Here is a 22,520-nt window from a genome sequence, read left to right as displayed (position 1 = left end):
GGTCTCTACACCCATCAATCGTGCAAATTATCTATGTTCTATGGCGCTTTTACACCAAAAGATTTCACCGGACATTTCGCACTTCAATCCGTAACACGTTAATCTTCCATAAATCATCATAATTTTTACCCGTCAGAAAGGCATTGCACACACAGACATTAGCTAAAATCACTAAGACAAGCACCAAAAATAAAATTTGATTGGTTTGCTGTCGAATAAGTGACCTAGCTGAGGTATAAAAAATTGATGAATCCTCAAAGAGAAGAAGACTTGCAGCGTCGCCTCGATAAGCTAGAGGCAGAGATTAATTCTTCGCCTAAAGTGGTTCCCCAACCACAAGAACAAAAACACGTACGTCAGTCTGTTTTTGCCAACTTGAACTTGCAACTGGAGCGATTTCAGATTTGGTTCAACAGCTTATCTGGGGCGAAAAAGCTGGTAGTTTCGGGTGTGACGGTGCTAGTAGGCTTGGCGATGCTGCAAGCAGTGTTTAAACTAGTTGCATCTGTAATTAGTCTGGCATTTTTGGCAGTGTTAGTGTATGTTGGATACAAATTTTTTGCATCTAATAGCTTTCAAGGTAAGCAATAATTGATGTTAATATGCATTTACTTTGCACTCTGCCTGGAGTCATGAAAGTCAGGAGCCAGAATACAAAAGGCTTCTGACTTATGACTTCTAAATTCTATTTCAATATGCTTTTGTTTTTGCTGATTAGCTTAGTCTATTTTAATTGTGCCGATCGCGGCGTAGAAATAATGTCAAAGGGAATTATGCGATGACGACACCAATTCTCAACAGAAGTAATCAATCTGGTCAGTCAAAAAAACCGGAAAGAGCCAATTCGCTGTTGCTATCAAGTAGGCGTTTTGCTGCTTGGGCGGCTGAAATCACACTAATAGTTACCAGTGGGTTGATTCCCTTCGGCATTGGTGTCTATGCCAATTCTAGAAGCGATTTTAATCGAGTGCCCCTTAACCCCATACTGGTAGTCACCGAAAGAGCGATCGCTAGACCCCTGGCTCTACCTGTAAGCTATGGCATTCGTAACGTAGCATGGCCGACTAATATTTTGTGGACAATCGCCCTGTTAGCGCCTGTAACTCTCTCGTGGTGGCAATTGTATTTACTGGCTAAGACTGGTAGCACAATTCCTAAACGTTGGTTAAAGGTGCGGGTTGTCAACGAGCAAGGCAAGCCACCGGGATTGGGGGCAGTTGTAATTAGAGAAGGAGTTGGGCGTTGGACTGTACCCATTTCCATCGCCTATCTACTGTGGCGCTACAGCTTTGCTTTTCCTAATTTAGGATTATTCACATTTTTGTCTTTGTTAATGATTGTGGGTGAAGGGATCGGCTTACCATCGCGCCGGGGGCGTCGCGCACTACATGATCAACTTGCAGGCACTTATACAATAGATGCGGCTCGCCCCTTGCCATCCTCACTCTTAGCTAACAACAGACAAGCTCAGTCTGCTGGCGGTAATGATCAAGCAGAAGAATGGCAAGAGGGAAATGAAGAATTAGCAGCAGCCCAAACCAACCAGTCGCCTAATCTATGGCGGCAGATCCAGCAAAATCCTAATCTGACTTTGTTTGGGGTAGGGCTTACAAGCATGACTGCTGTGTTGGCAACTTTAATCGGCACTCAAGTCTACATCCAAATTCAACAATCCCAGCGAGCAACTAAGCAAATCAACAGCCAACAGTTTCTCGAACTCGTCAAACAATTGAGTCCCAACTCTGGGGCGAGTAATGAACAACGCCAAAGTGCAATTCTGGCTATGGGTGGTCTTAATGACCCACAATCTATTAAATTTCTGGCGGATCTCTTAGTTAGCGAAACCAACCCCAGCCTCGTAGATACGATTCAACAAGCTTTGACAACTGTCGGGCCCAAAGCCATCCCGGAACTAAAAAATAAGAATCTATTTTTAGTGGGTAAACTGGAGTCTGTGGGTAGTACTGCAAGCCAAGAGCGGGAATTGCGGCAAGGGCGGCTACAAAGAAACCAGCGGACGATCAACAAGATTCTCTCTGTTTACAGCGGTAAAATCGAGGGCGTTGACCTTAGTAGCACCCAATTAGGTCAAAGCGGTACTCCGGGAAGTTCCTTTTTTAACTTGGTATTAGACAACGTTGATTTATCAGGAGTTAAGTTAAAGTCTGCAAATCTTAACCAAGCCAGTTTGAAGGGTAGCCGCTTCCGGAGTGCGGGTGAGGATGGACGTTGGGATACCTATGACGATGTGATGGCTGATTTAAGCCAAGCTCAGTTGCAGCAAGCCAATCTTACTGATGCTAACCTCAGTCGCGTCTTGATGAACCGGATCGATTTGAGCCGCGCCATTCTCAACAGAGCCAACTTATCTAATGCGCGTCTATTTGACGCTAAACTCAACAGCACCCAACTAGTAGGAGCCGATCTGCGAAACGCAGTTTTGGAAAAAGCCAGCTTGACTGGAGCAGATTTAGGCGACGCTAAATTGAACGAAGCAAATCTGTACGCTGCGCGTTTAGGTCGCGTCACTGCTATCGGAACACAATTATCCTTTGCCAACTTAACTAACACTGATTGGCAAGGGGCAGATTTATCAGGAGCCTATTTGGATCGTGCTAATCTCAGTAATGCTAACCTGAGTGCCACACGTCTGGCTGGTGCCGTTTTGCGCTCTGCCCAGATGGAAAACGTCAACTTACAAAATGCCGACTTGAGTCTTGCAGATTTACGAGGGGCAAATGTAGCAGGAGCAGATTTTAAGGGGGCAATTCTCGCCCCTAGCAAACAAGATCCAGCAGATCAATTTGTCCAAACTCCAGATTTAGGCTCAGTATCTGCCGTAGTCCAAGGCGTTGATTTTTCTCAAGCCAAAAATTTAGATGCCAAGCAATTAGCGTACATTTGTACTCAAGGAGGCATTCATCCCCGTTGCCCGTAGAATGGAGGGGGGCAGGGGAGCAGAGGGGCAGGGGGAGCAGGGGAGAATGAGGGAGAGGAAAAGTTATTCCCAATGCCCCATACTTCTCTACGAAAAGCCGCGCCAAAGACGCCGCTCAGTACAAGTGCCCAATGCCCAATGCCCAATAACAAAATGGTGTGAGGAATTCGGTTATGAAGTATATTCCATATTTGGTTTCAGTTTTAGGGGCTGGTTTGGTCTTGAATCTGGCGAGTACGAAACCAGCACAAGCTCAGGTAGCCTATGGCAGTTATATCGGTATAGGCCCCAGTATTGGTTTTACTGATGGTATCCAATTTGGGGGAGTTATAGCGGGACGCTACAAGCTTTTGGAAGCGCCAATTTCCCTCCGTGCCCAAGTGTTAATTGGTAATAATACGGCAGTTGTGCCAACGGTTTCTTACGATTTCCCTCTTAACTGGCAAGCTGATGTCTACCTGGGTGCTGGGTTAGTGTTGGCTGGTGGTGGTGGTTCTTCTCCTGTAGGGGACAAAATTAGCTTTGCTTTACAACCGGGCATTGATTATATGATCCCAAATAGTAATACTGTCCTTTTTGGCAACGCCATCATTGCTTTTGATGCCTACCGTGATAGCGGTGGTACAGCGATCGCCGTACAAGGTGGTGTAGGTTTGAGATTTTAATGGGCAGATGAAAACCCTTGAGCGATCGCTATCCCTAAAAAGCGTTAAAGTTCATTGCAAATTCATAAGTTAGTCCAAACAACGTGATAGTTTTTGGTTATTGAAGAGAGACAGCACAGGATTAACACAGGAGAACACAGTGGCAATGGAATCAAATTTATTGACAAATGCGGGCGCAGATGAAGTGAATCAAGATTTCAGTGAATATGTCGCCAACCTGCAACTTCATATGACTCTGCAAGCTCGCAATCTTGTTCCAACCCTGAAGCAAACACTGGTAGATAGTCGCCAGCAATTACTCCATCAAACCCAAGCCCACTTTGAAAAGCTAGTTTCTCGACAAGGGCTGTAAATATATACAAATTTTAATCAAAATTCAAATAAAATAAAGGCAGATGTTGTTGGGTCAATGCCAATGGTGTTCTCACAAGGTCTGCTTTTTCTGCCTTTTTTAAGTATTGAGTTACTAAAATCACCCTTTTGGCCCAATTATGAAAGGGCAGAAACTAGTTAATATTATTGCAGCAGTTCCTTTGAAGAGCAGTTAATTAAGGCTAAATAGCGGCTCGAATTAAAATGACTTCATTACTTCCCAGAAACCTCAGCGTTGTTATCCGACCAGTCCAATACCGGGATTTGGACGGCATTGAGCGCATAACTCAAGAGTCATTCGCAGCCCTTACTCCCCAAGGAGCAGGTTTTGCCATCAGCCAGATGCTCATGCTGCGTCGCTGGTATGGATTACTCAAATTTTTGAGTTGGTTCCCCAACCCGCTCCAGTATCGCCTCTGTGCTTATGTTGCAGAACAAGGGCGGATGCTTCTAGGAATGATTCAAGTATCACCCTTTAACCGGACACGCAGCACTTGGCGCATTGATCAAGTATTGTTAGAGCGTGGTGTCGATAAACAAGGAATTGGCTCGCAACTTTTGCGTCATTGCTTTGAATCGATTTTGGAAGCTCGCACTTGGCTACTGGAAGTTAACATCAACGATATTGAGGCGCTGGCACTATATCGACAAAATGGATTCCAGCGTCTTGCAGAAATGACGTATTGGGAAATTGGGCCAGAATTACTGGCTGAATTGACACAAGCAGAACCAGATTTGCCCAATCTCTTGCCAGTGAGTAATGCTGATGCCCAGTTGCTATATCAACTAGATACAGCATCTATGCCACCTCTGGTACGTCAGGTTTTTGACCGCAATACCCGCGATTTTAAAACCAGTTTGTTTGGTGCTTTAACTGATGCTGTGAAGCAATGGTTGACCAAAACAGAAGTAGTCAGTGGTTATGTATTTGAACCCCAACGCAAAGCTGCGATTGGCTATTTTCAGGTGCAACTTGACCGGAAGGGGGAAGTTCCCCACTCTGCAACGCTGACAGTTCATCCTGCTTACACCTGGCTGTATCCAGAATTGCTATCTCAACTGGCTCGGATTGCCCAAGATTTTCCTCAGCAAGGGTTACAACTTGCCTCCTCAGACTATCAGGCGGAGCGAGAAGAATATTTGGAACGAATTGGCGCAAAACGCATAAAGCATACATTAGTTATGTCTCGCTCTGTGTGGCACAAGCTACGGGAGTCTAAATTTGTCTCCTTAGAAGGGATTCAGTGGACTGATATGCTGCAAGGTTTACAACCAGCACGTAAACCGATACCCGGTGGAATGTCATGGATACAACCAGGAAAGCTGCCATCTTCAGATAAACCACTGCAAAGCTTGTCAGAACCAATTAACTTTTCGGTAAAAAACCCTAGCATAGAAGTATCGCCGATTCCAGAATCAGCAGATGCAGAGCAGGAGAATGAATGAGATCGCAGGAGCAGCCAAAACCGTTTATTTCAGCGTTGGGACTAGATTTTGGTCGCAAGCGGATTGGTGTGGCTGGGTGCGATCGCACGGGTTTAATTGCCACGGGGATCACCACAATTGATCGTACATCTTTTGAGCAGGATGTTGAGCAAATCCGGCAAATAGTTAATGAACGTGAGGTGCAAATCCTAGTTATGGGCTTACCTTATTCAATGGATGGCTCAATAGGATTTCAGGCACGTCAAGTTCAGAAATTTACTACAAAACTTGCTAGAGTACTGAAACTGCCTGTGGAATATGTGGATGAGCGATTAACTTCATTTCAAGCAGAGCAACTGCTGATAGCTGAGAACCGCTCCCCGTCACGCCATAAAGGTTTGATTGACCGCAAGGCAGCCGCTTTGATTTTACAACAATGGCTAGATGTTAAGCGTGCTAAATCCCGCAGTTCAATGGCGGCTATTGAGTATTGATACCTTTTAACATGATATTCTGAAAACGATTAGCCAGCAGTTGTATCTACGTATCAAGCTATTTGATAGACATAATATGTGATTAAATAGTTGAGCAATTTCCAAACTTGCTGGTATTTATTAAATTTATACATTTCGGCTATGTTTTCCTCTCCATTCCCTGAAGAAAATGATAACGCTCATGCAGGTTCCATCACTTTAACCGATGACAAAGGGCGATCGCTCGAATGTTACATAGAGCATTCCCTGGAGGTAGATGGACAAGAATACGTTTTGCTTCTTCCTGTAGACTCACCTGTAGAAATTTTTTCTTGGGAAGGTGACGGCGAGGAAGAAGAAGCGGTTCTGGTAGAAGATGACACCACCATTGATCAAATTTTTGCTAATGCCCAAGCTGTACTATCTGAGCAGAACCTGATACTGAAGAACACAGCCTACGCTTTGACAGTTGCAGGTGATTTACCGCCAGTTGAAGAATCAGAACTCTTCACCTTAGAAATCGAAGATGAAGAGGCAGATTTAGAGCCAGAGCAATTACAGCTACTCGCTAGCTTCTATGATGAAGATCAGGAGTATGCAATTTATACACCCCTCGATCCCCTGTTGTTTTTTGCACGGATAGCAAAAACAGGTGAACCTGAATTACTCTCTCCAGAGGAGTTTCGCCAAGTGCAACCTCTGTTAGAGGAACATCTTTTTAATGAAGTGGAATAAGATAAAAATTCAAAATGTAACATTTTCATTTTGAATTTTTTACTTGAGAATTTTCATTGTGATCAAAATCTACTTAAACCTTTTGTCATGTCCGATTAAATGTGGAAGCAATGAAACATTGACAATAAATTGGGATATTTTGTGTTAGTTAAGATTTTGAAAAAAGCATTTTGGCAAGGATTTTCAATCTAAAATTCAAGTTGCGCTGGAAGCGCATCAAAGGTGCGACCCAAAATCCAAAATTGGTATGAGGTGCTGAAAATGACTTATAGCGACTTTACACTAAGTAAATTTAAAAAGTCATTTAGCATCCGTATTGGTGAAGAAACTGATTTATGGATAAGGTGGATTAGGTCAATGTGCGGCCGCAATGTTGGCAGCACAATTGTTTAATCAATAAGAAGGAAATAAAATCAGAAAAATTTACGGTGCGTTAACAACAAAGGATATTTGGAAGTTTTTGAAGTTAGAAGAAAACGATATATTTCTTGATTTGAGTAATTATTACATCAAAGAGATAGATAAGATTTTAGGGATTTTATCTTAAAGTGTTCAGGGAGATATTCCAGGATGGAGTTCGATTAACTAAACTATATTGGGTTATGCTCATTTGTCTGAGCTATCTACATTTGACTGTTGACTATGATCTGGAACAATCTTTTACAGCCTGACTTGATTTTAGAGGGTTCAGTGTTGAACCTAACATCAGATATTATCCAAAAATACGGTCTGAAGGGACTGGTATTGGATGTAGATGAAACCTTAGTACCTTTTAGAGTAGGGGTGGCTTCACCAGAACTACAACGCTGGGTAGAGCAAATTCGTGCCAGTACTGCATTGTGCTTGGTGAGTAACAACCTCAGTGAAGCGCGAATTGGTGGAATTGCGCGATCGCTTAATCTACCTTATTACTTAGGTGCAGCCAAGCCTTCCCGACGCAAAATTAGGGCAGCGCTTAGGGCAATGGATCTACCAGTGCATCAAGTGGGGATGGTAGGCGATCGCTTATTTACCGATGTTTTAGCAGGTAATCGCTTGGGGATGTTTACCATTTTAGTCGAACCGATTGTCCATGTAGATGCAGCTCTCCGTTCTCATCCTATCCGCAACTTTGAAGTTTGGATATCTGAAATTCTCGGAGCCTCTATTACCCCCAAGAAAACCAAGATTCACAAAAGTTGAGAAATCGTCAGGAAAGTAAATCTAAAGAAATGATTAAGGAATCTGGATGTGATTCAAAAGTCGGGGATCATAAGTATTAATAACATGAGGTCAGCCAAAAAAGACCTTAACTCATACTAAGTAAATATACTTCCGTAAAGCGTCAACCTTCACTATAGAGGGATTGGCGCTTTACAATTTTGGATTTTAGATTTTAGATTTTGGATTGAATCTAAAATAGACTTCTCTGTAGGTGGATTAAAGCTTAAAAGGCTGTTTTGATAGACTTTAGTCTGTTCGCGTAGCGTGTGACTTAGGGCAGTCTAAAAAAACTTATGCAAGATGTCTAATCTAAAATCTAAAATTTAAAATCTAAAATTGTAAAGATGTCACTAACAATTGTTGTCAAAATCGGCACTTCTAGCCTAACTCAACCAGAAACAGGACAATTAGCACTTTCTACCATTGCCACTTTGGCGGAAACACTCTGTCATTTAAGACGCCAGGGACATCGAGTAATTTTGGTTTCTTCTGGTGCTGTGGGGGTGGGATGTGCGCGGTTGGGCTTAACCGAACGTCCCAAGGCGATCGCTCTAAAACAGGCTGTAGCAGCAGTCGGCCAAGGCAGGTTAATCCGGGTATACGATGATTTATTTACTACTTTACAACAGCCAATTGCTCAAGTATTACTGACTCGGACTGACTTGGTACAGCGCAGCCGCTATCTCAATGTCTACAATACTTTTAAGGAATTGGTGGGACTGGGAGTGATTCCTATAGTCAATGAAAATGATACCGTAGCAATAGACGAACTAAAATTTGGCGACAATGACACCCTTTCGGCATTGGTTGCTAGCCTAGTAAAAGCAGATTGGCTATTTTTGCTCACCGATGTCGATAGGCTGTACTCAGCCGATCCGCGTTCCGTGCCAGATGCTCAACCGATCGCTTTAGTTAGTAGCATTAAAGAATTGGCTCAATTACAGATACAAACAAGTTCCCAAGGTTCTCAGTGGGGCACTGGCGGTATGGTAACAAAAATTTCGGCTGCAAGGATTGCCATTGCTGCTGGAGTGCGGACTGTAATTACCCAAGGGCGATTTCCCCGAAATATAGAAAAAATTATCCAAGGTGAACTTATTGGGACGCATTTTGAACCGCAACCTGAACCAACTTCTGCGCGTAAACGTTGGATAGCTTACGGTCTTCTACCTGCGGGTAAATTGTATTTAGATGAAGGTGCGATCGCGGCACTTTCTCTAGCGGGAAAATCGTTATTAGCAGCTGGAATTAAGGCAGTAGAAGGAAAGTTTGACGCACAAGACGCTGTGCAATTGTGTGACACCAACGGTAACGAAATTGGTAGAGGACTTGTGAATTACAACAGCAATGAACTGCAAAAGATTTGTGGACATCATTCACGGGAAATTTCGACAATTTTAGGTTATGCCGGCGTAGAAACTGTGATTCACCGGGATAATTTGGTTTTGACTTAAGATGGAAATAAAATAAATTTCGGAGCAACAATTGGATACAGTTATTTTGAGGATAATAACCTTTGCGTCAATACAGAATTTTATATAGAAGAAGTTGAACAATTTTTATTAGTCCCTTCGCTGCTTCACCATAAGAATTAGCATCCCTTTAAAGCAGATGTCAGACTAACATAGAAGCGATCGCCACAGCCCCCCACAAAGGCGCATCATCACCCAGCACCGCCGGCACAATTTCAAAATCAACTTCCGGCAAAGCCGTCTCCCGCGCCACCTGACGCATCACCTGCCAAAAATCCTCCCCCGCCTTCGTCACACCACCTCCCAACACAAAGCGCTGCGGATTCATCAAGTTGGCCACATTGCCAATACCTACACCTAGCGCCCAAGCAGCCTTGTGCAAAACTTCCTTGGCCAAATCATCCCCAGCCGCCGCCGCTTCACTTATCAACTGCCCCGTCAATAACGTTAAATTATCCCCCACCAAACCCCTTAAAACTTCTCCATCTCTGAGTCCTCCGCGCCTCTGCGGTACCCTGCGGGAAGCCGCTAGCGCGTCTATGTTTTCCAAAATTTCCCTAGCATTTTGCGCCATATAAGGCCCAGAAGCCAAACGTTCCACACATCCCCGCTTGCCACATAAACAAACTGGCCCAGCAGGATCTACAACCATGTGTCCAATTTCGCCAGCCATTCCACCAGCACCCCGCCAAGGTTTACCGTTGAGTATCCAACCACCACCCACGCCAGTGCTGACAGTAATGTAAAACAAACTATCGTATCCCTGTCCCGCACCAAAACGATGTTCTCCCAAAGCAGCAACATTAGCATCATTATCTACACCAACAGGAACACCAAACTCATCCTCCAACAAGCTTTTGAGAGGAATGTTTTCCCATCCAGCGACATGATGAGATAGTCGCACCGTCCCTGTGGAAGCGTCAACTGGCCCCCCAAAACTGACACCGATCGCAGCAGGTTTTGTGTCTTGCAGCAAAGAGTAAATGAGCGATCGCATAATTTCCAAGTCAGTACTAGCATTTGCATTCACTGGTGAGAGACGACGTTCATAACGCAACCACTTTCTAGAACCGATATTTACCAATCCTGCTGCCAACTTAGTTCCGCCAAAATCGAGAGCTAAAATTAATGTCATAATTTTTTATACCTCTTTTGAATTATGACAATACGTGGTTTATTTCTCAAGAAAGATGTTTGCAAGCAAAATAAATTAAATACTACTAAAGAAAACAGCATAATAATTTAGTAACTTATGACTCCCAATCAACCCAATCCACTCATCGATTTATCTCACGCCAAAGAACCTCCTCGCTCTATTGATATGGATAAAGCTCAAGAGGCAGATGTCATTGAACCAGACGAAGTTAGTGGACAGAGTAAGCAAAACCCCACTCCTGATGATTTGAATCGCCAAGATAAAGATCCCAGAATTGGGGGTAGTCAAATAATTAGTGGGAATATTTCAGCTGGGTAAATAATTATCATGACTAAATTACTCACCTCTTTGGGAGTCAAGTACTCCATCAATAAACTGTTGTAATCGTTCATAATGCGAACCTTTCCAATAAATGCGATCGCAGTCTTGGCAACGCTGGAATTGATCTATTTGCGATCGCACATTTTCTGGCACTTGGTCAATGATCGATTGCTTATCTACAGATTCTAATAATCCATTGCAACGTAAACACCGTTTAAATGGTGAGATTAATTTAAACAAGTCAAAGCGTTGCAGTACTTCTAGGATTTGTTGTTGAGGGTTAGTGTTTCTAACGTAATACCCATACATTACCAAACTACGCATCAATAGACCTTTATCACGAGTCAAGAGAATCCGCCCTTGGCTAGAGGATATTTGGGCTAATTTCTCATCCTCGTAGTCATTGCGGTATAAAGTATCAAAACCTAAAAGTCGTAGAGATGTCGCAAGCTTCCCCAAATGAATATCTAAAACAAAACGGATAATACTGAGCGGTTTTGGTTGAACCGAAACGCTTGGTATAATAACACCCCTAGCTGAAATTGGATAAACATTAATCGTATCTCCATCCGAAACTATGTAATAAAAATTTACATATTCACCATTAACATTTATAAAATCAACTTCTGGATGAGGGACACCCAAAGACTCAATCATGTCCTTAATTGAGGCTTTCTCCTCAAAAAAATGGGAGATTCTCACTTGCTTGTGATGCCGTGGTAAAAAATGATTCAATTCTGCATGAAAATAGAAATATGCGATCGCCATAGCCACAGATATTTGGATTAGTAGGGTAGCACAGGTGTGTACCCTTACTGGCAACAATTCTGTCACAATTGCTAAACTTTATCTATTGTATTCAAAGAATCAATGCTTACTCAAGTGAGCTATCTCCAGGATAAAATGCCTGTTAACCTTGATTTAACCAACCTTCTAGAGGCGACAAAGTATAAAGAAATTATAAAGATTCTCAAACACTTGCATTTATTATTGAGTTCAGTTACAGTCAAAGCAGATGGATATAATCAAACCCTGACATGAGCTTCAGGAAGTTAGATTAGGTAAAAGGGTAAATAACAGGTTTGTTAATGTTGATGTCAGTGACGCTGCTAATAATTAGTCACTAGTTTTGAACATTATATTTATGAGGCATGAAGTACGGGGCACTAAAGCATTTACCCCTAACTTAATTGTTTTTATTTTTCTCAGTTAATTGAGAATTATTTGCAATATAAATATATGGATAAATAGATTAAAAGGAGATAGTGGGGAAAAAGTTTTAAAACAGTATTGGGCTAGTAAAAAATTTTATTTTTGTCATGTATTATAGCATCTATCTTTAGAAATATATTCATTACAAAAATAGTAGAAAATTAGAGATTTATGTGTAAGAACAGGCACTTTAACTTGCTATGTAGATAATTTTAGCAAAACTTCAGATAACTATGTTGCTATAGGAATATTTTTGATTGTAATATCAGCTACATCGATATTATAAGCGAGTTTATTGCCTATTACTCTCCAAGGGATTGCACAAAATTGAACATATTTGATTTTGGGAAAGAAACCAAGTTCATAAAAGCCGAGTTTCAACAAGTGAAAATTTATAAAATACCAAATAGTAATAAAACTACATACAAAATTAACACCGCTCATACGGAAAAATCTATCTTGACACTGTTTATCTTTATTGTGGAGAATTTATTAACCGGAAAGACCTCGCTCAATAATGATGTTATTAAGTGGCTACCTAGTTTGAACTGGGAAATCAATATTGTTCTTTTTTATCTCCTTTAGCCAAGGGTATTGTAGCTAAGAACACAATTGTATTTTGTAATACCTTTTGTCCAGAAAATATGCTAATGAGTACAGCGAGATGAATACTTTTTTTTGTTCTGACAATTCACTGCAAGCGGGAGAAGATGTTATTGGTAGCGCCACCAATTATCAAACTTATATTTTAGTTGAATGTCCTTTACCTTGGACATCAGAAGCCTTTAATTCCAAATGGGTGCCTGAGAATTTGAGGATTTTGGTAAAGGAAGTGAAGCGTGCTAAACTACCGATTAGATTCCTCTTAATTGCTAATGATGTATCACATAAAGTAAACCACACTACGCTTTTGATTTATCAAAAAGAAGAGGGACTAAGTAATGGATACCAGAAGCAAGAGTTTAAGCTAGCAAATATTGAGCAAGTAGCAGCAGTTGTCCAAAAATGGTTATGGGGTATCAGTTCTAATTCTGAGGTAGAAACCAGTGCAACTAAAGATATTTTAGTGTGTACCCACGGTAGCCATGATAAGTGCTGTGCCAGATATGGCGCTCCCTTTTACTTCAATGTTACAGCGAGTAATGCTGATTTGTGCTTGGACAATGTGCGAGTTTGGAAATCATCGCACTTTGGTGGACATCGGTTTGCACCAACAGTCATAGACTTGCCAGAAGGAAGATACTATGGTCGTATCGATCAAGCTTCATTTAGATCAATTTTGACTCGGACTGGCGATATTCAATGCTTAAATAAAGTTTATCGAGGCTGGGGAATTCTGCCTGCTGCACTTCAGATTTTGGAAAGAGAACTAATCCTCTGCAATGGATGGGATTGGTTTAACTACAAAGTTGCAGGCAAAATTTTGGAGCAAAGTTTAGACAATAATACTATTCTGGGTGAGCTAAGTTTTGAACAACCTTCTGGTTCTCTCTACACTTACCAAGCTAAACTTGTGAAAGATGAAACTAAGACTCAACAACTGAAGAGTTCATGCAATGCTACACAAGAGTTAATCGTCACAAAATATGCTGTAGCTAGTCTTTGGCTTAGTTCTAGTAAGGTGATGAGTTATAGTGCATAAAAAGCTAGGGGTATGCATCTACCTAATTTGTAACTCGTAATTCGTAATAAGCCTCTCTATGAGACGCTGCGTGTAGCTTACTTTCCCGTAGTGGTACGCAGACTCGCTAATGTAATTAAGAAAGTTAGTTAGTCAGATTTCATCTGGGTTTCTAGGCTTGTATCTGTAGCCTGATTTTGAAAAATTAGTATAACTCCTCACTTAAAATCCAAATTCCAAATCCAAAATCAAGATTGAGCCATATTTAGCACTTTTCGTAATAGTACTTGGTCTTCTAATTTAGCTTTTAAACGACCATTTTCTATATCTCGAATCCAGCTTTGGCTTTTACCTGTGAGCTTTGCCAACTCCCTTTGGGAGATATTCAAATTTTTTCGCGCCTGCAAAATCTGTTCACCCAGCAAATCGTTTGTAGTTTTGGGCTTCCTTTTGGCTTTAGCAGTTCTTGTTTTCTTCTTTTCTGATTCTGAGATTTGCTGTTCCCATTCTGGTGGGAGTTCAAAAGCCAAAATCCGCGCATTCATTAGCAGATTCCACTTCCCACGGGGGCCTGTGTCTGTGAGGCGAGTTTCAGCACCACCGTCATTAGTCCAAAATTCTAATGCTTCATCTGGATCTTCAGGAAGATCAATTAACTTCGCCCACAAAGGTTGAATTTCTGGTGGGTAAGTAACTGGATCGAAAAGTGGTTTCATTCCATAATGATTGAGAATTTCTAAATCGCTTTCAAAAGTTCGCAGTAGACGTTTGCGTTCTTCCCGTTGTCTGGATGCAAGGGCAACTTTTTCTTCACCGTAAGCAATCCGCAGCAAGGTAGGAATGGTGATGCGTTGTTCTTTGCCCATTTTGGTTTTAAACAGCAACCATAACATTAGTCGGACTGCGCCTTCATGTTGCTGCCAAATGCTCATGACTGTGGTTAGTAGGGTTTTGGGGAGACTGCCGTATTGATAGAATGCAGTTCGCTCTTTACATGCTTGTTTGTTTAAGAAATATTGCGCCCATATGCCCGCTTTGACTTTAAAAGTTAGCCCAACAAGATATTTGCATCCAAGATTGTCTTCTTGAAAGTGGTGCTGAATGTCCACCAAGTGCCATAAGCGGCTGCCTGTAACAGAGAATCCGTTAATTCGACCTTGTTGAGGCCAATCAATGGAGATAATCAGGGAGCAAGCTTGTTGAACGATATTTTTCATTAAAGCCAGCTTGGCAGCTTTGCTCAAATCTTTGCGTTTCTCCATCCCCAAATATTTCTCAATTTGTCGCTCGTCGATCGCAAATTCTTGCTCCCAAGGTTGCTCTAAGGCTGTGGCATAAGCTGCAAAAATCAGATGTATGCAAGCGGCTCTAATGTCAAGTCCCTCAATTGCTGCTAAATCTGTGGCCTTGTCGCTGACTTTAAATGGATCTTGGATGTGAAAAGCGATCGCACCTCGGCCTTGGTTGACTTGTCGCCCATAAGATAGGTAGCCTTCTTCATCAGTTTCCCAATGTAGCGATGTGCGTTGCGCCAATACATTACAAGCTTCCCAAATAGCGATCGCCGAAGCAAATGGGTTATTCTTGCCGTTAGAAAACAAGTCTAAGCTGGTAGCATCTCTAGGTTCAACTTTGCATCTCCCCTTTTTCGCCTGCCAGGGAATTGGAGAATTAGTTGGACAAGCTATCACACATTGTGGTTCTGAATAATAGCCTTCACAATTATTACAAAGACCAGGATCAACCCAGTATTCATTGTTCTCTATTTTGATTGCACCCGTAGGACATTGGGGGCGGCAGTTGTCACATCCAACGCAACTGTTGTTAGGAATTGTATAAGGCATATGGCTCTTTTCCCACTCTAATCGTTGAGATGTCTGGCTCAGGTCTCCCCTGGATGAGTCCTGTTTATTCATGACTCGCTACCACATTATTTTTCTGGCGAGAATAATATTTTCTCACCACACTCACTCACCACATCCATATTTTTACTTTGTATCCAATTAAAAGGTATTTAAGGCTTGAAAAATTAGCCTAAGAAAACTTCTTTATTAACTATACATTTCATAAAAAAAATGATGAGTTTGTTCGTCCTGAGCTTAGAAAAAAAACTTAACATTTATTTAATTACGTACTGAATGAACATTTTACTTTTGACTACAAACTGTTTATAGAAAATATTTAAGTCTATTCTAATTAGATTTTGTTTGACTTATTAATAATTTTAATATTTAATACCTGATAATATTCTGCCATAAAAATTACAGTTAATTTATAAATTGATTTTGTTTGTTTATGGCAAAAAGTAATATTTGTTTTGTCAGCATTTATCTAAATATTTAAATCAAAATAAATTGATGATTATTATTGCTTTATAAAATACATACTGCATATATAAAATTGTAACTAAAAAACATTTAATTTTGTATATAGATATACTGTTTATCTAAATTTATTTGCCAAAATATAAATATATTTGAAAAACAATATCATTACTCTTATAGATATAGTTGCATTTGCTAGAAATAATAGTTAAATCGGGGGTTAGAAACTGCATCTACATAAGGCTTTACCCACAGAGGTAGCTTGCAAACCCTCAATTTTCCTTCTCTTGTTCCTATGCAGAGTATAGGAATGCTTCATTGAGGGCTGCTTCAGTCAGATATTGAGTCAGAGACTCTATAAATGCGTTCCCATGCGGAGTATAGGAACGAGGAAAATTCAAACATCCGTAATTATTATTGGGAATAAGTTTCATCTAATATTTGAAATAAAAAAGGATGTAAAATTGTGTTCAAAGTCATCGAATTTTGATGAGACAAAAGTAAGTTTTAAATAGAAAAAAATAAAAGATTAGGATAATATGATGATTAATGCACAAACAGATTGACAGGCAAAATTGCCGAGGATTTATTCATGGCACAACTAACAGGGTTGACATTTGGCGGTAAGGCTTGGACACCAAAGTTTGCTCAGGAAATTGACAAAGAAAAATGTATCGGCTGTGGCAGATGCGTTAAAGTATGCGGGTACAATGTGCTAGGTTTGAAGGCACTCAATGAAGAAGGTGAATTTGTAGAAGATGAAGATGAAGAAGAAGTTGAACGCAAAGTAATGGCAGTTACTTCTCCAGATAACTGTATTGGTTGTGAAGCGTGTTCACGGATTTGCCCCAAGAACTGCTACACCCATGTTGAATTAAGCAATTAAGGTTTTTGGAGTTAGTGAAAATTGTTGTTCATTCAAAGAGGCACTGTTTGCATAAAGCGCAAATGCGCTAGGCAAGGTAACTTGAGGGGAATACTAAATATTTACTGGAGCTAGATACAAAGTTCACAGTGAACAAATCCGTGAATCGCAAATTGTTAGCTATTAACAAATTTAAACTTGCTGCTAATATAGCCTAATCAATATTAGGACTAACAGTGCCCTCTTGGAACAACTAGCTTTTCTGGAAGCAGGGGGCTACCTTTTTCATAGGAGTGGAAATATAATTTGTAAGTTTCTGGGGGAAAGATATGGAAAAAATCTGGAAGTTTCCCCCATTTTTTATGGCTGCACGTTAGAAAGTTAATAAGTGAAAACAAAAAACGCTGCCCTGTGAAAATGTAAAACCTAGTAGTTACAAACAGGGAATGGGGAATAGGGAATAGGGAATGGATAACAATACCCAATGCCCAAAACCCAGAAAATCACACCTTAAAAGACGGTTTACAAAGCAGGTAGCATGTATGCAACAAGTTCCTGTTTCACTATGGACTCTGGTTGCTGGGATAGTAGTTACAGCAATCAGCATTTGGATTGGTCAAAACCACACTCTCATGCCGGTGCAAGCTTCGCTTCAAGCGCCTTTGGTAGACGGTTTTTTCAACGTCATGTTTACCATTGCGATCGCACTCTTCTTAGTGGTAGAAGGAACAATTGTAGTTTTTTTGATTCAGTTTCGTCGCCGTCCGGGTGACGATACCGATGGCGTGCCAATAGAAGGTAACTTGCCCTTAGAAGTCTTTTGGACAGCAATTCCTACAGTGATTGTCCTCCTCTTGGGCATCTACAGTGTAGATGTTTTTAACCGAATGGGAGGCTTTGATCCTGCGGGTCATCCTCATTCAGCAGCTCATGTTGCTCATACGCCGGGGAGTGCGATTGCTGCTACACTCAGCGATACTTCCCAAGCAACAACTGCCCCAACAATTGGTATCGGTGCGTCTCCTCAAACCTTAGACAAACCAGCCGATTTAGTTGTTGATGTCAAAGGCATACAATACGCTTGGTTATTTAACTACCCTGATAGTGGCATTACCTCTGGGGAATTGCACATTCCCGTCGGTGCTGATGTGCAACTCAACCTTTCAGCACAAGATGTAATTCACTCATTCTGGGTACCAAACTTCCGCTTGAAACAAGATGCGCTTCCTGGTATCCCTACCGAACTACGATTTGTTGCCACTAAACCAGGTACATATCCTGTAGTTTGTGCTGAGTTGTGCGGTGGTTATCATGGTTCAATGCGGACACAGGTAATTGTCCACACACCAGAAGACTATAAAACCTGGCGGACAGAAAATCAGATTGCTCAAAAGGAAAACTTAAATCAAGTCGTTGCAGTTAATCCAGCCGACTTATCAACATCAGAGTTTCTCGCGCCCCACACCCATGATATGGGAATTAGTGCAGCAACTCTAGAGTCAGTAGTCATTCGTCATTAGTCACATTTACAGGGATTTTTAGTTGAGTAGACTACAAAAAAAAAGACCTAACCCCCTACCCCCTTCCGTAATAGGGAAGGGGAAAATTCAAAGCCTCTCTCCTTTAAGGAGAGAGGAATGGAAGTGAGGTCTATTCATTTGAAAACTGCTGTAATTACTTTGGACGTTTGACCTTACACTCGGCATAGTGGTAAAAAATATGACGCAGGTAGAATTTCCCCGGAATACTCCACCAGAAGAAAATAAACCGAAAATGGTGGCTAGCCACACCTCCCACCCGCAGGCGTGGAAATGGCAAGACTATTTTACATTTAATGTTGACCACAAGGTTATTGGTATCCAATACCTAGTAACGGCGTTCGTGTTTTATCTGATCGGCGGACTGATGGCGATCGCTCTGCGGGTCGAATTAGCAACACCAGAATCAGACGTACTCGACCCCAATCTGTATAACGCTTTCATGACCAATCACGGGACGATTATGATCTTCCTGTGGATTGTCCCCAGCGCCATTGGGGGATTTGGTAACTTTTTGGTGCCGTTGATGGTTGGTGCTAGGGATATGGCTTTCCCGAAGCTGAACGCGATCGCCTTTTGGTTAAATCCACCAGCAGGGGCGCTGATATTAGGTAGTTTCATTTTTGGCGGTTCGCAATCGGGTTGGACAGCTTATCCACCCTTGAGCTTGGTGACAGCACCAATCGCTCAAACTATGTGGATACTTGCGATCGTTTTAGTCGGAACTTCCTCAATTTTGGGTTCACTGAACTTTGTGATCACCATTTTGTTGATGAAGGTTCCTAGCATGAAATGGGATCAAGTACCCTTGTTTTGCTGGGCAATCTTGGCAACCTCCTTGCTGGCACTTCTCTCCACACCTGTATTAGCAGCCGGTTTAGTTCTGCTGTTATTCGACCTCAACTTTGGTACTTCCTTCTTTAAACCAGATGCGGGCGGTAACGTTGTAATTTATCAACACTTATTCTGGTTTTACTCTCACCCGGCAGTATATTTAATGATTCTGCCCATCTTCGGCATCATGTCGGAGGTAATTCCAGTTCACTCCCGCAAGCCAATCTTTGGCTATAAAGCGATCGCTTATTCTAGTGTAGCAATCTGCGCTGTCGGTCTGTTCGTCTGGGTACACCACATGTTTACCAGTGGCACACCCGGTTGGATGCGGATGTTCTTCACCATCTCCACTCTCATAGTTGCAGTTCCCACAGGTGTGAAGATTTTTGCCTGGGTTGCTACCCTTTGGGGTGGTAAAATCCGCTTCACCAGCGCGATGCTTTTCGCTATTGGCTTGTTGTCCATGTTTGTCATGGGCGGCTTAAGCGGTGTGACGATGGGAACAGCCCCTTTTGATATTCACATCCATGACACATATTATGTAGTAGGACATTTCCACTACGTTCTGTTTGGCGGTTCCGTATTTGGCATCTACGCCGGTATTTATCACTGGTTCCCCAAAATGACCGGACGAATGCTGAATGAAAACTTGGGACGGATTCATTTCGCCCTCACCTTCATCGGCACTAATCTCACCTTTTTACCCATGCACGAGTTGGGTTTGAAAGGAATGCCGCGACGAGTGGCAATGTATGACCCCCAATTTATCGATCTCAATAAAATTTGTACCTATGGTTCAATTGTTTTGGGGATATCGGTAATTCCCTTTGCTATCAATATTATCTATAGTTGGCTGAAGGGGCCTTTGGCTGGTGATAATCCTTGGCAAGCTTTGACCTTAGAATGGACAACTAGCTCACCACCTGCAATTGAAAACTGGGAAGTATTGCCGGTTGTGACTCATGGGCCTTATGACTACGGTCATGGTAACAGGATTGAAATACAGCCATCTGCAACGCCGGAAGCTAGTGCTTAGTTAGTAGAGTGATTTTAAGTGCGATCGCACTTAAAATCACTGAAACTTCTAGTCATTAGATTTGAGAACTCAAAACTCCAAGCTTGGAACTCAAAACTTCAAGCTTGGAACACGAACGCCCGAATTCAATAAACGATTGCCCGAATTCAATAAACGATTGCCCGAATTCAATAAACGACCGCCCGAATTCAATAAACGACCGCCCGAATTCAATAAACGGATGCCCGAATTCAATAAACGAACGCCCGAATTCAATAAACAACCGCCCGAATTCAATAAACAACCGCCCGAATTCAATAAACAACCGCCCGAATTCAATAAACGACCGCCCGGATTCAATAAACGGATGCCCGAATTCAATAAACGAAACTCGGAATTTTCAAAATTCCTGAACAAGTCAAGAGTTTGGCTAAACAAGGATTAAAAATCTATGACTATAGCTACAACCACAAGCGAAGATCACAGTGTAGGACACGAAGAACATCCAGATTTAAGAGTTTGGGGACTGTTGACATTCCTCGCCTCTGAATCGCTGATGTTTGGGGGATTTTTTGCCACTTACTTGTTTTTCCGAGGTACTACAGCAGTTTGGCCTCCAGAAGGAAGCGAAGTAGAACTACTTGTACCGACGATTAACACCATTATTCTGGTGTCTAGTAGTTTCGTCATTCACTTCGGTGATACGGCGATTAAAAAGAATGATGTCAAGGGAATGCAACTGTGGTATGGAATTACTGCAATCATGGGTGCGATTTTCTTAGGTGGTCAGGTTTATGAGTACTCAACTTTAGGATATGGTCTGACTACCAACGTTTTCGCCAACTGCTTTTATATCATGACTGGGTTCCACGGTTTGCACGTTTTTGTGGGACTGTTATTGATATTACGTGTATTGTGGCGATCGCGCCGTCCCGGTGAATATTCGGCAACCAATCATACTTTCATCGAAATGACAGAAATTTACTGGCACTTCGTAGATATTATCTGGATTGTTCTATTTACCCTAGTGTACGTTCTCACATTGTTTTAAATTGGGCATGGAGCATTGGTTATTAATTCACGCGATATGCGACTTAATATTTTGACCTCACTTCCATTCCTCTCTTCTAAAAGGTTACCGTGTTACACAAGTCCTATTACCCCCCTTAATCCCCCCTTATAAAGGGGAGAAACAGAAAAAATGTTGTTCCCTCCTCTTTATAAGGGGAGAAACAGAAAAAATGTTGTTCCCTCCTCTTCATAAGAGGAGAAACAGAAAAAATGTTGTTCCCTCCTCTTTATAAGGGGAGAAACAGAAAAAATGTTCTTCCCTCCTCTTCATAAGGGGAGAAACAGAAAAAAATATTGTTCCCTCCTCTTTATAAGGGGAGAAACAGAAAAAAATATTGTTCCCTCCTCTTTATAAGGGGAGAAACAGAAAAAAATATTGTTCCCTCCCCTTTATAAGGGGAGAAACAGAAAAAATCTTGTTCCCTCCCCTTTATAAGGGGAGGGTTAGGGTGGGGTAAAACCGAGATTTATCAACTACTTGAGACTTGTGTATACACGGTAGCTCCTAAAAGGAGAGAGGCTTTGATTCTTGCTCCCTAACGCTGCAAGGGGGGTTAGGGGTTAGGTTTGAGAGAAAGTCGCACATGGCGTTAATTCTTCTCCCTCATCTCCCTCATCTCCCTCATCTCCCTCATCCCCCCTACTCCCCATTCAGGAGATTATTATGCAACTTGATGCAAACAAATTCTCATGGTTCCAGGTTCCAGAGGACATCAAAAATTTATTAATTCTAGCTGCACAAAGCTGGGAGAATACATCAGAATCGGAAAAGTATATTCACCAAGCTTTAGCCGAAACTGGTGAAAATACAGATGTCTTGGTAGCAGCATATAGATATTTCTATTATAAAAATAATTATTCTCTTGCTTTGCAAACAACAGTCAAATTATTAGATAAAATTAAAGAACGAGAGAAACTTCCCGATGACTGGGAGCAACTTAAGCCTATATTAGTCAATCGCAAAGAAGACCCACAAATCCGATTGTACTTATATACTTATGCTGCTTCTGGATTAGTACTAGCGAATTTAGGTGAAATTGAGCAAGCAAAAGAAATTAGCACGAAAGTCAAACAAATAGACGAGAAGAATGATTTTGGAGCCGGAATTCTCCTGGATATTTTGACACGTCCAGCAGAAGAAGATGATTAATTAGTCAACAATTAAGGTGAACAGTCATGAACAATTGGTTATCTACTACGTCATATTCCTCTTACTCCCTCTTGGGAGCGGGTACTAATAGTAACCCTATCATTTCTCCTATTAAGATACCTACTAAACT

General features: G+C 41.5%; 19 protein-coding genes and 1 pseudogene. 17 read left to right on the top strand and 3 right to left on the bottom strand.

Going from position 1 to position 22,520, the window contains the following annotated elements:
- Window positions 1-246 precede the first annotated feature (246 nt).
- The 10 genes and pseudogenes from V7K35_RS25130 to proB all read left to right on the top strand — a co-directional run bounded on the left by V7K35_RS25130 (window position 247) and on the right by proB (window position 9,265).
- Window positions 247-591, top strand: a complete 345-nt coding sequence (locus V7K35_RS25130) for a hypothetical protein (RefSeq protein ID WP_334793045.1) — start codon at window positions 247-249, stop codon at window positions 589-591.
- Window positions 592-778: 187 nt separating this feature from the next.
- The gene (locus tag V7K35_RS25125) at window positions 779-2,938 is read left to right on the top strand and encodes a pentapeptide repeat-containing protein (RefSeq protein ID WP_335082671.1); all 2,160 of its coding nucleotides are present in this window, start codon (window positions 779-781) and stop codon (window positions 2,936-2,938) included.
- Window positions 2,939-3,111: 173 nt separating this feature from the next.
- Window positions 3,112-3,603, top strand: a complete 492-nt coding sequence (locus V7K35_RS25120) for a hypothetical protein (protein ID WP_335082669.1) — start codon at window positions 3,112-3,114, stop codon at window positions 3,601-3,603.
- Window positions 3,604-3,748: 145 nt separating this feature from the next.
- Window positions 3,749-3,955 (top strand): hypothetical protein, encoded by a 207-nt coding sequence (locus V7K35_RS25115; RefSeq protein ID WP_298918420.1) that lies wholly within the window; start codon window positions 3,749-3,751, stop codon window positions 3,953-3,955.
- A 224-nt stretch (window positions 3,956-4,179) separates the two neighbouring features.
- Window positions 4,180-5,421, top strand: coding sequence for a GNAT family N-acetyltransferase (locus V7K35_RS25110; protein ID WP_335082667.1), 1,242 nt, complete (start codon window positions 4,180-4,182; stop codon window positions 5,419-5,421).
- Entirely contained in the window at window positions 5,418-5,894 is a 477-nt protein-coding gene (ruvX, locus tag V7K35_RS25105) for a Holliday junction resolvase RuvX (RefSeq protein WP_334793041.1), read from the top strand. The genes V7K35_RS25110 and ruvX overlap by 4 nt, the downstream gene beginning before the upstream one ends.
- A 141-nt stretch (window positions 5,895-6,035) precedes the next feature.
- On the top strand, window positions 6,036-6,608 hold the full coding sequence (locus V7K35_RS25100) for a DUF3727 domain-containing protein (protein WP_298918427.1): 573 nt from the start codon (window positions 6,036-6,038) through the stop codon (window positions 6,606-6,608).
- 343 nt (window positions 6,609-6,951) lie between these two features.
- A pseudogene (locus V7K35_RS25095) lies at window positions 6,952-7,155 on the top strand (hypothetical protein); the annotation flags it as partial.
- A gap of 95 nt (window positions 7,156-7,250) precedes the next feature.
- On the top strand, window positions 7,251-7,790 hold the full coding sequence (locus tag V7K35_RS25090; protein WP_335082665.1) for a YqeG family HAD IIIA-type phosphatase: 540 nt from the start codon (window positions 7,251-7,253) through the stop codon (window positions 7,788-7,790).
- A gap of 365 nt (window positions 7,791-8,155) precedes the next feature.
- Window positions 8,156-9,265 (top strand): glutamate 5-kinase, encoded by a 1,110-nt coding sequence (gene proB, locus V7K35_RS25085; RefSeq protein WP_335082663.1) that lies wholly within the window; start codon window positions 8,156-8,158, stop codon window positions 9,263-9,265.
- A 160-nt stretch (window positions 9,266-9,425) separates the two neighbouring features.
- Here proB and V7K35_RS25080 read toward each other — a convergent pair whose 3' ends face one another.
- Window positions 9,426-10,418, bottom strand: a complete 993-nt coding sequence (locus tag V7K35_RS25080) for an ROK family protein (RefSeq protein WP_335082661.1) — start codon at window positions 10,416-10,418, stop codon at window positions 9,426-9,428.
- A 117-nt stretch (window positions 10,419-10,535) separates the two neighbouring features.
- On the opposite strand from V7K35_RS25080, the gene V7K35_RS25075 reads away from it, so the two are divergent.
- Window positions 10,536-10,757, top strand: a complete 222-nt coding sequence (locus V7K35_RS25075; RefSeq protein WP_335082659.1) for a hypothetical protein — start codon at window positions 10,536-10,538, stop codon at window positions 10,755-10,757.
- Window positions 10,758-10,775: 18 nt separating this feature from the next.
- Here the strand turns inward: V7K35_RS25075 and V7K35_RS25070 are convergent, their stop codons facing one another.
- Window positions 10,776-11,528 (bottom strand): Mut7-C RNAse domain-containing protein, encoded by a 753-nt coding sequence (locus tag V7K35_RS25070; RefSeq protein ID WP_335082689.1) that lies wholly within the window; start codon window positions 11,526-11,528, stop codon window positions 10,776-10,778.
- 1,108 nt (window positions 11,529-12,636) lie between these two features.
- Here V7K35_RS25070 and V7K35_RS25065 point away from each other — a divergent pair.
- Complete coding sequence (locus V7K35_RS25065) at window positions 12,637-13,614, top strand: sucrase ferredoxin (RefSeq protein ID WP_335082657.1); 978 nt, start codon at window positions 12,637-12,639, stop codon at window positions 13,612-13,614.
- Between the two features lie 227 nt (window positions 13,615-13,841).
- On the opposite strand, the gene V7K35_RS25060 is transcribed toward V7K35_RS25065, so the two are convergent.
- The gene (locus V7K35_RS25060) at window positions 13,842-15,437 is read right to left on the bottom strand and encodes a helix-turn-helix domain-containing protein (RefSeq protein WP_335082687.1); all 1,596 of its coding nucleotides are present in this window, start codon (window positions 15,435-15,437) and stop codon (window positions 13,842-13,844) included.
- 1,072 nt (window positions 15,438-16,509) lie between these two features.
- On the opposite strand from V7K35_RS25060, the gene fdxB reads away from it, so the two are divergent.
- From fdxB to V7K35_RS25035, 5 genes are all read left to right on the top strand, one after another.
- The gene (gene fdxB / locus V7K35_RS25055) at window positions 16,510-16,803 is read left to right on the top strand and encodes a ferredoxin III, nif-specific (protein WP_335082655.1); all 294 of its coding nucleotides are present in this window, start codon (window positions 16,510-16,512) and stop codon (window positions 16,801-16,803) included.
- Window positions 16,804-17,324: 521 nt separating this feature from the next.
- A complete protein-coding gene (locus V7K35_RS25050) occupies window positions 17,325-18,302 on the top strand; it encodes a cytochrome c oxidase subunit II (RefSeq protein ID WP_335082653.1) in 978 nt (325 codons plus the stop codon).
- A gap of 199 nt (window positions 18,303-18,501) precedes the next feature.
- Window positions 18,502-20,190 (top strand): cytochrome c oxidase subunit I, encoded by a 1,689-nt coding sequence (ctaD, locus tag V7K35_RS25045; protein ID WP_335082651.1) that lies wholly within the window; start codon window positions 18,502-18,504, stop codon window positions 20,188-20,190.
- 430 nt (window positions 20,191-20,620) lie between these two features.
- Window positions 20,621-21,220, top strand: coding sequence for a cytochrome c oxidase subunit 3 (locus V7K35_RS25040; protein ID WP_298918626.1), 600 nt, complete (start codon window positions 20,621-20,623; stop codon window positions 21,218-21,220).
- 684 nt (window positions 21,221-21,904) lie between these two features.
- A complete protein-coding gene (locus tag V7K35_RS25035) occupies window positions 21,905-22,390 on the top strand; it encodes a hypothetical protein (protein ID WP_335082647.1) in 486 nt (161 codons plus the stop codon).
- Window positions 22,391-22,520 lie beyond the last annotated feature (130 nt).

Source organism: Nostoc sp., assembly GCF_036917275.1.
Taxonomy (GTDB): Bacteria; Cyanobacteriota; Cyanobacteriia; order Cyanobacteriales; family Nostocaceae; genus Nostoc.
Note: the sequence above shows the minus strand (reverse complement) of the source record. Positions and strands in the feature narration are given on the sequence as shown.

Coding starts and splice junctions, on each gene's coding strand:
- V7K35_RS25130 (WP_334793045.1), top strand. CDS start 247: ATGAATCCTCAAAGAGAAGAAGACTTGCAGCGTCGCCTCGATAAGCTA.
- V7K35_RS25125 (WP_335082671.1), top strand. CDS start 779: ATGACGACACCAATTCTCAACAGAAGTAATCAATCTGGTCAGTCAAAA.
- V7K35_RS25120 (WP_335082669.1), top strand. CDS start 3,112: ATGAAGTATATTCCATATTTGGTTTCAGTTTTAGGGGCTGGTTTGGTC.
- V7K35_RS25115 (WP_298918420.1), top strand. CDS start 3,749: ATGGAATCAAATTTATTGACAAATGCGGGCGCAGATGAAGTGAATCAA.
- V7K35_RS25110 (WP_335082667.1), top strand. CDS start 4,180: ATGACTTCATTACTTCCCAGAAACCTCAGCGTTGTTATCCGACCAGTC.
- ruvX (WP_334793041.1), top strand. CDS start 5,418: ATGAGATCGCAGGAGCAGCCAAAACCGTTTATTTCAGCGTTGGGACTA.
- V7K35_RS25100 (WP_298918427.1), top strand. CDS start 6,036: ATGTTTTCCTCTCCATTCCCTGAAGAAAATGATAACGCTCATGCAGGT.
- V7K35_RS25090 (WP_335082665.1), top strand. CDS start 7,251: ATGATCTGGAACAATCTTTTACAGCCTGACTTGATTTTAGAGGGTTCA.
- proB (WP_335082663.1), top strand. CDS start 8,156: ATGTCACTAACAATTGTTGTCAAAATCGGCACTTCTAGCCTAACTCAA.
- V7K35_RS25080 (WP_335082661.1), bottom strand. CDS start 10,418: ATGACATTAATTTTAGCTCTCGATTTTGGCGGAACTAAGTTGGCAGCA.
- V7K35_RS25075 (WP_335082659.1), top strand. CDS start 10,536: ATGACTCCCAATCAACCCAATCCACTCATCGATTTATCTCACGCCAAA.
- V7K35_RS25070 (WP_335082689.1), bottom strand. CDS start 11,528: ATGGCGATCGCATATTTCTATTTTCATGCAGAATTGAATCATTTTTTA.
- V7K35_RS25065 (WP_335082657.1), top strand. CDS start 12,637: ATGAATACTTTTTTTTGTTCTGACAATTCACTGCAAGCGGGAGAAGAT.
- V7K35_RS25060 (WP_335082687.1), bottom strand. CDS start 15,437: ATGCCTTATACAATTCCTAACAACAGTTGCGTTGGATGTGACAACTGC.
- fdxB (WP_335082655.1), top strand. CDS start 16,510: ATGGCACAACTAACAGGGTTGACATTTGGCGGTAAGGCTTGGACACCA.
- V7K35_RS25050 (WP_335082653.1), top strand. CDS start 17,325: ATGCAACAAGTTCCTGTTTCACTATGGACTCTGGTTGCTGGGATAGTA.
- ctaD (WP_335082651.1), top strand. CDS start 18,502: ATGACGCAGGTAGAATTTCCCCGGAATACTCCACCAGAAGAAAATAAA.
- V7K35_RS25040 (WP_298918626.1), top strand. CDS start 20,621: ATGACTATAGCTACAACCACAAGCGAAGATCACAGTGTAGGACACGAA.
- V7K35_RS25035 (WP_335082647.1), top strand. CDS start 21,905: ATGCAACTTGATGCAAACAAATTCTCATGGTTCCAGGTTCCAGAGGAC.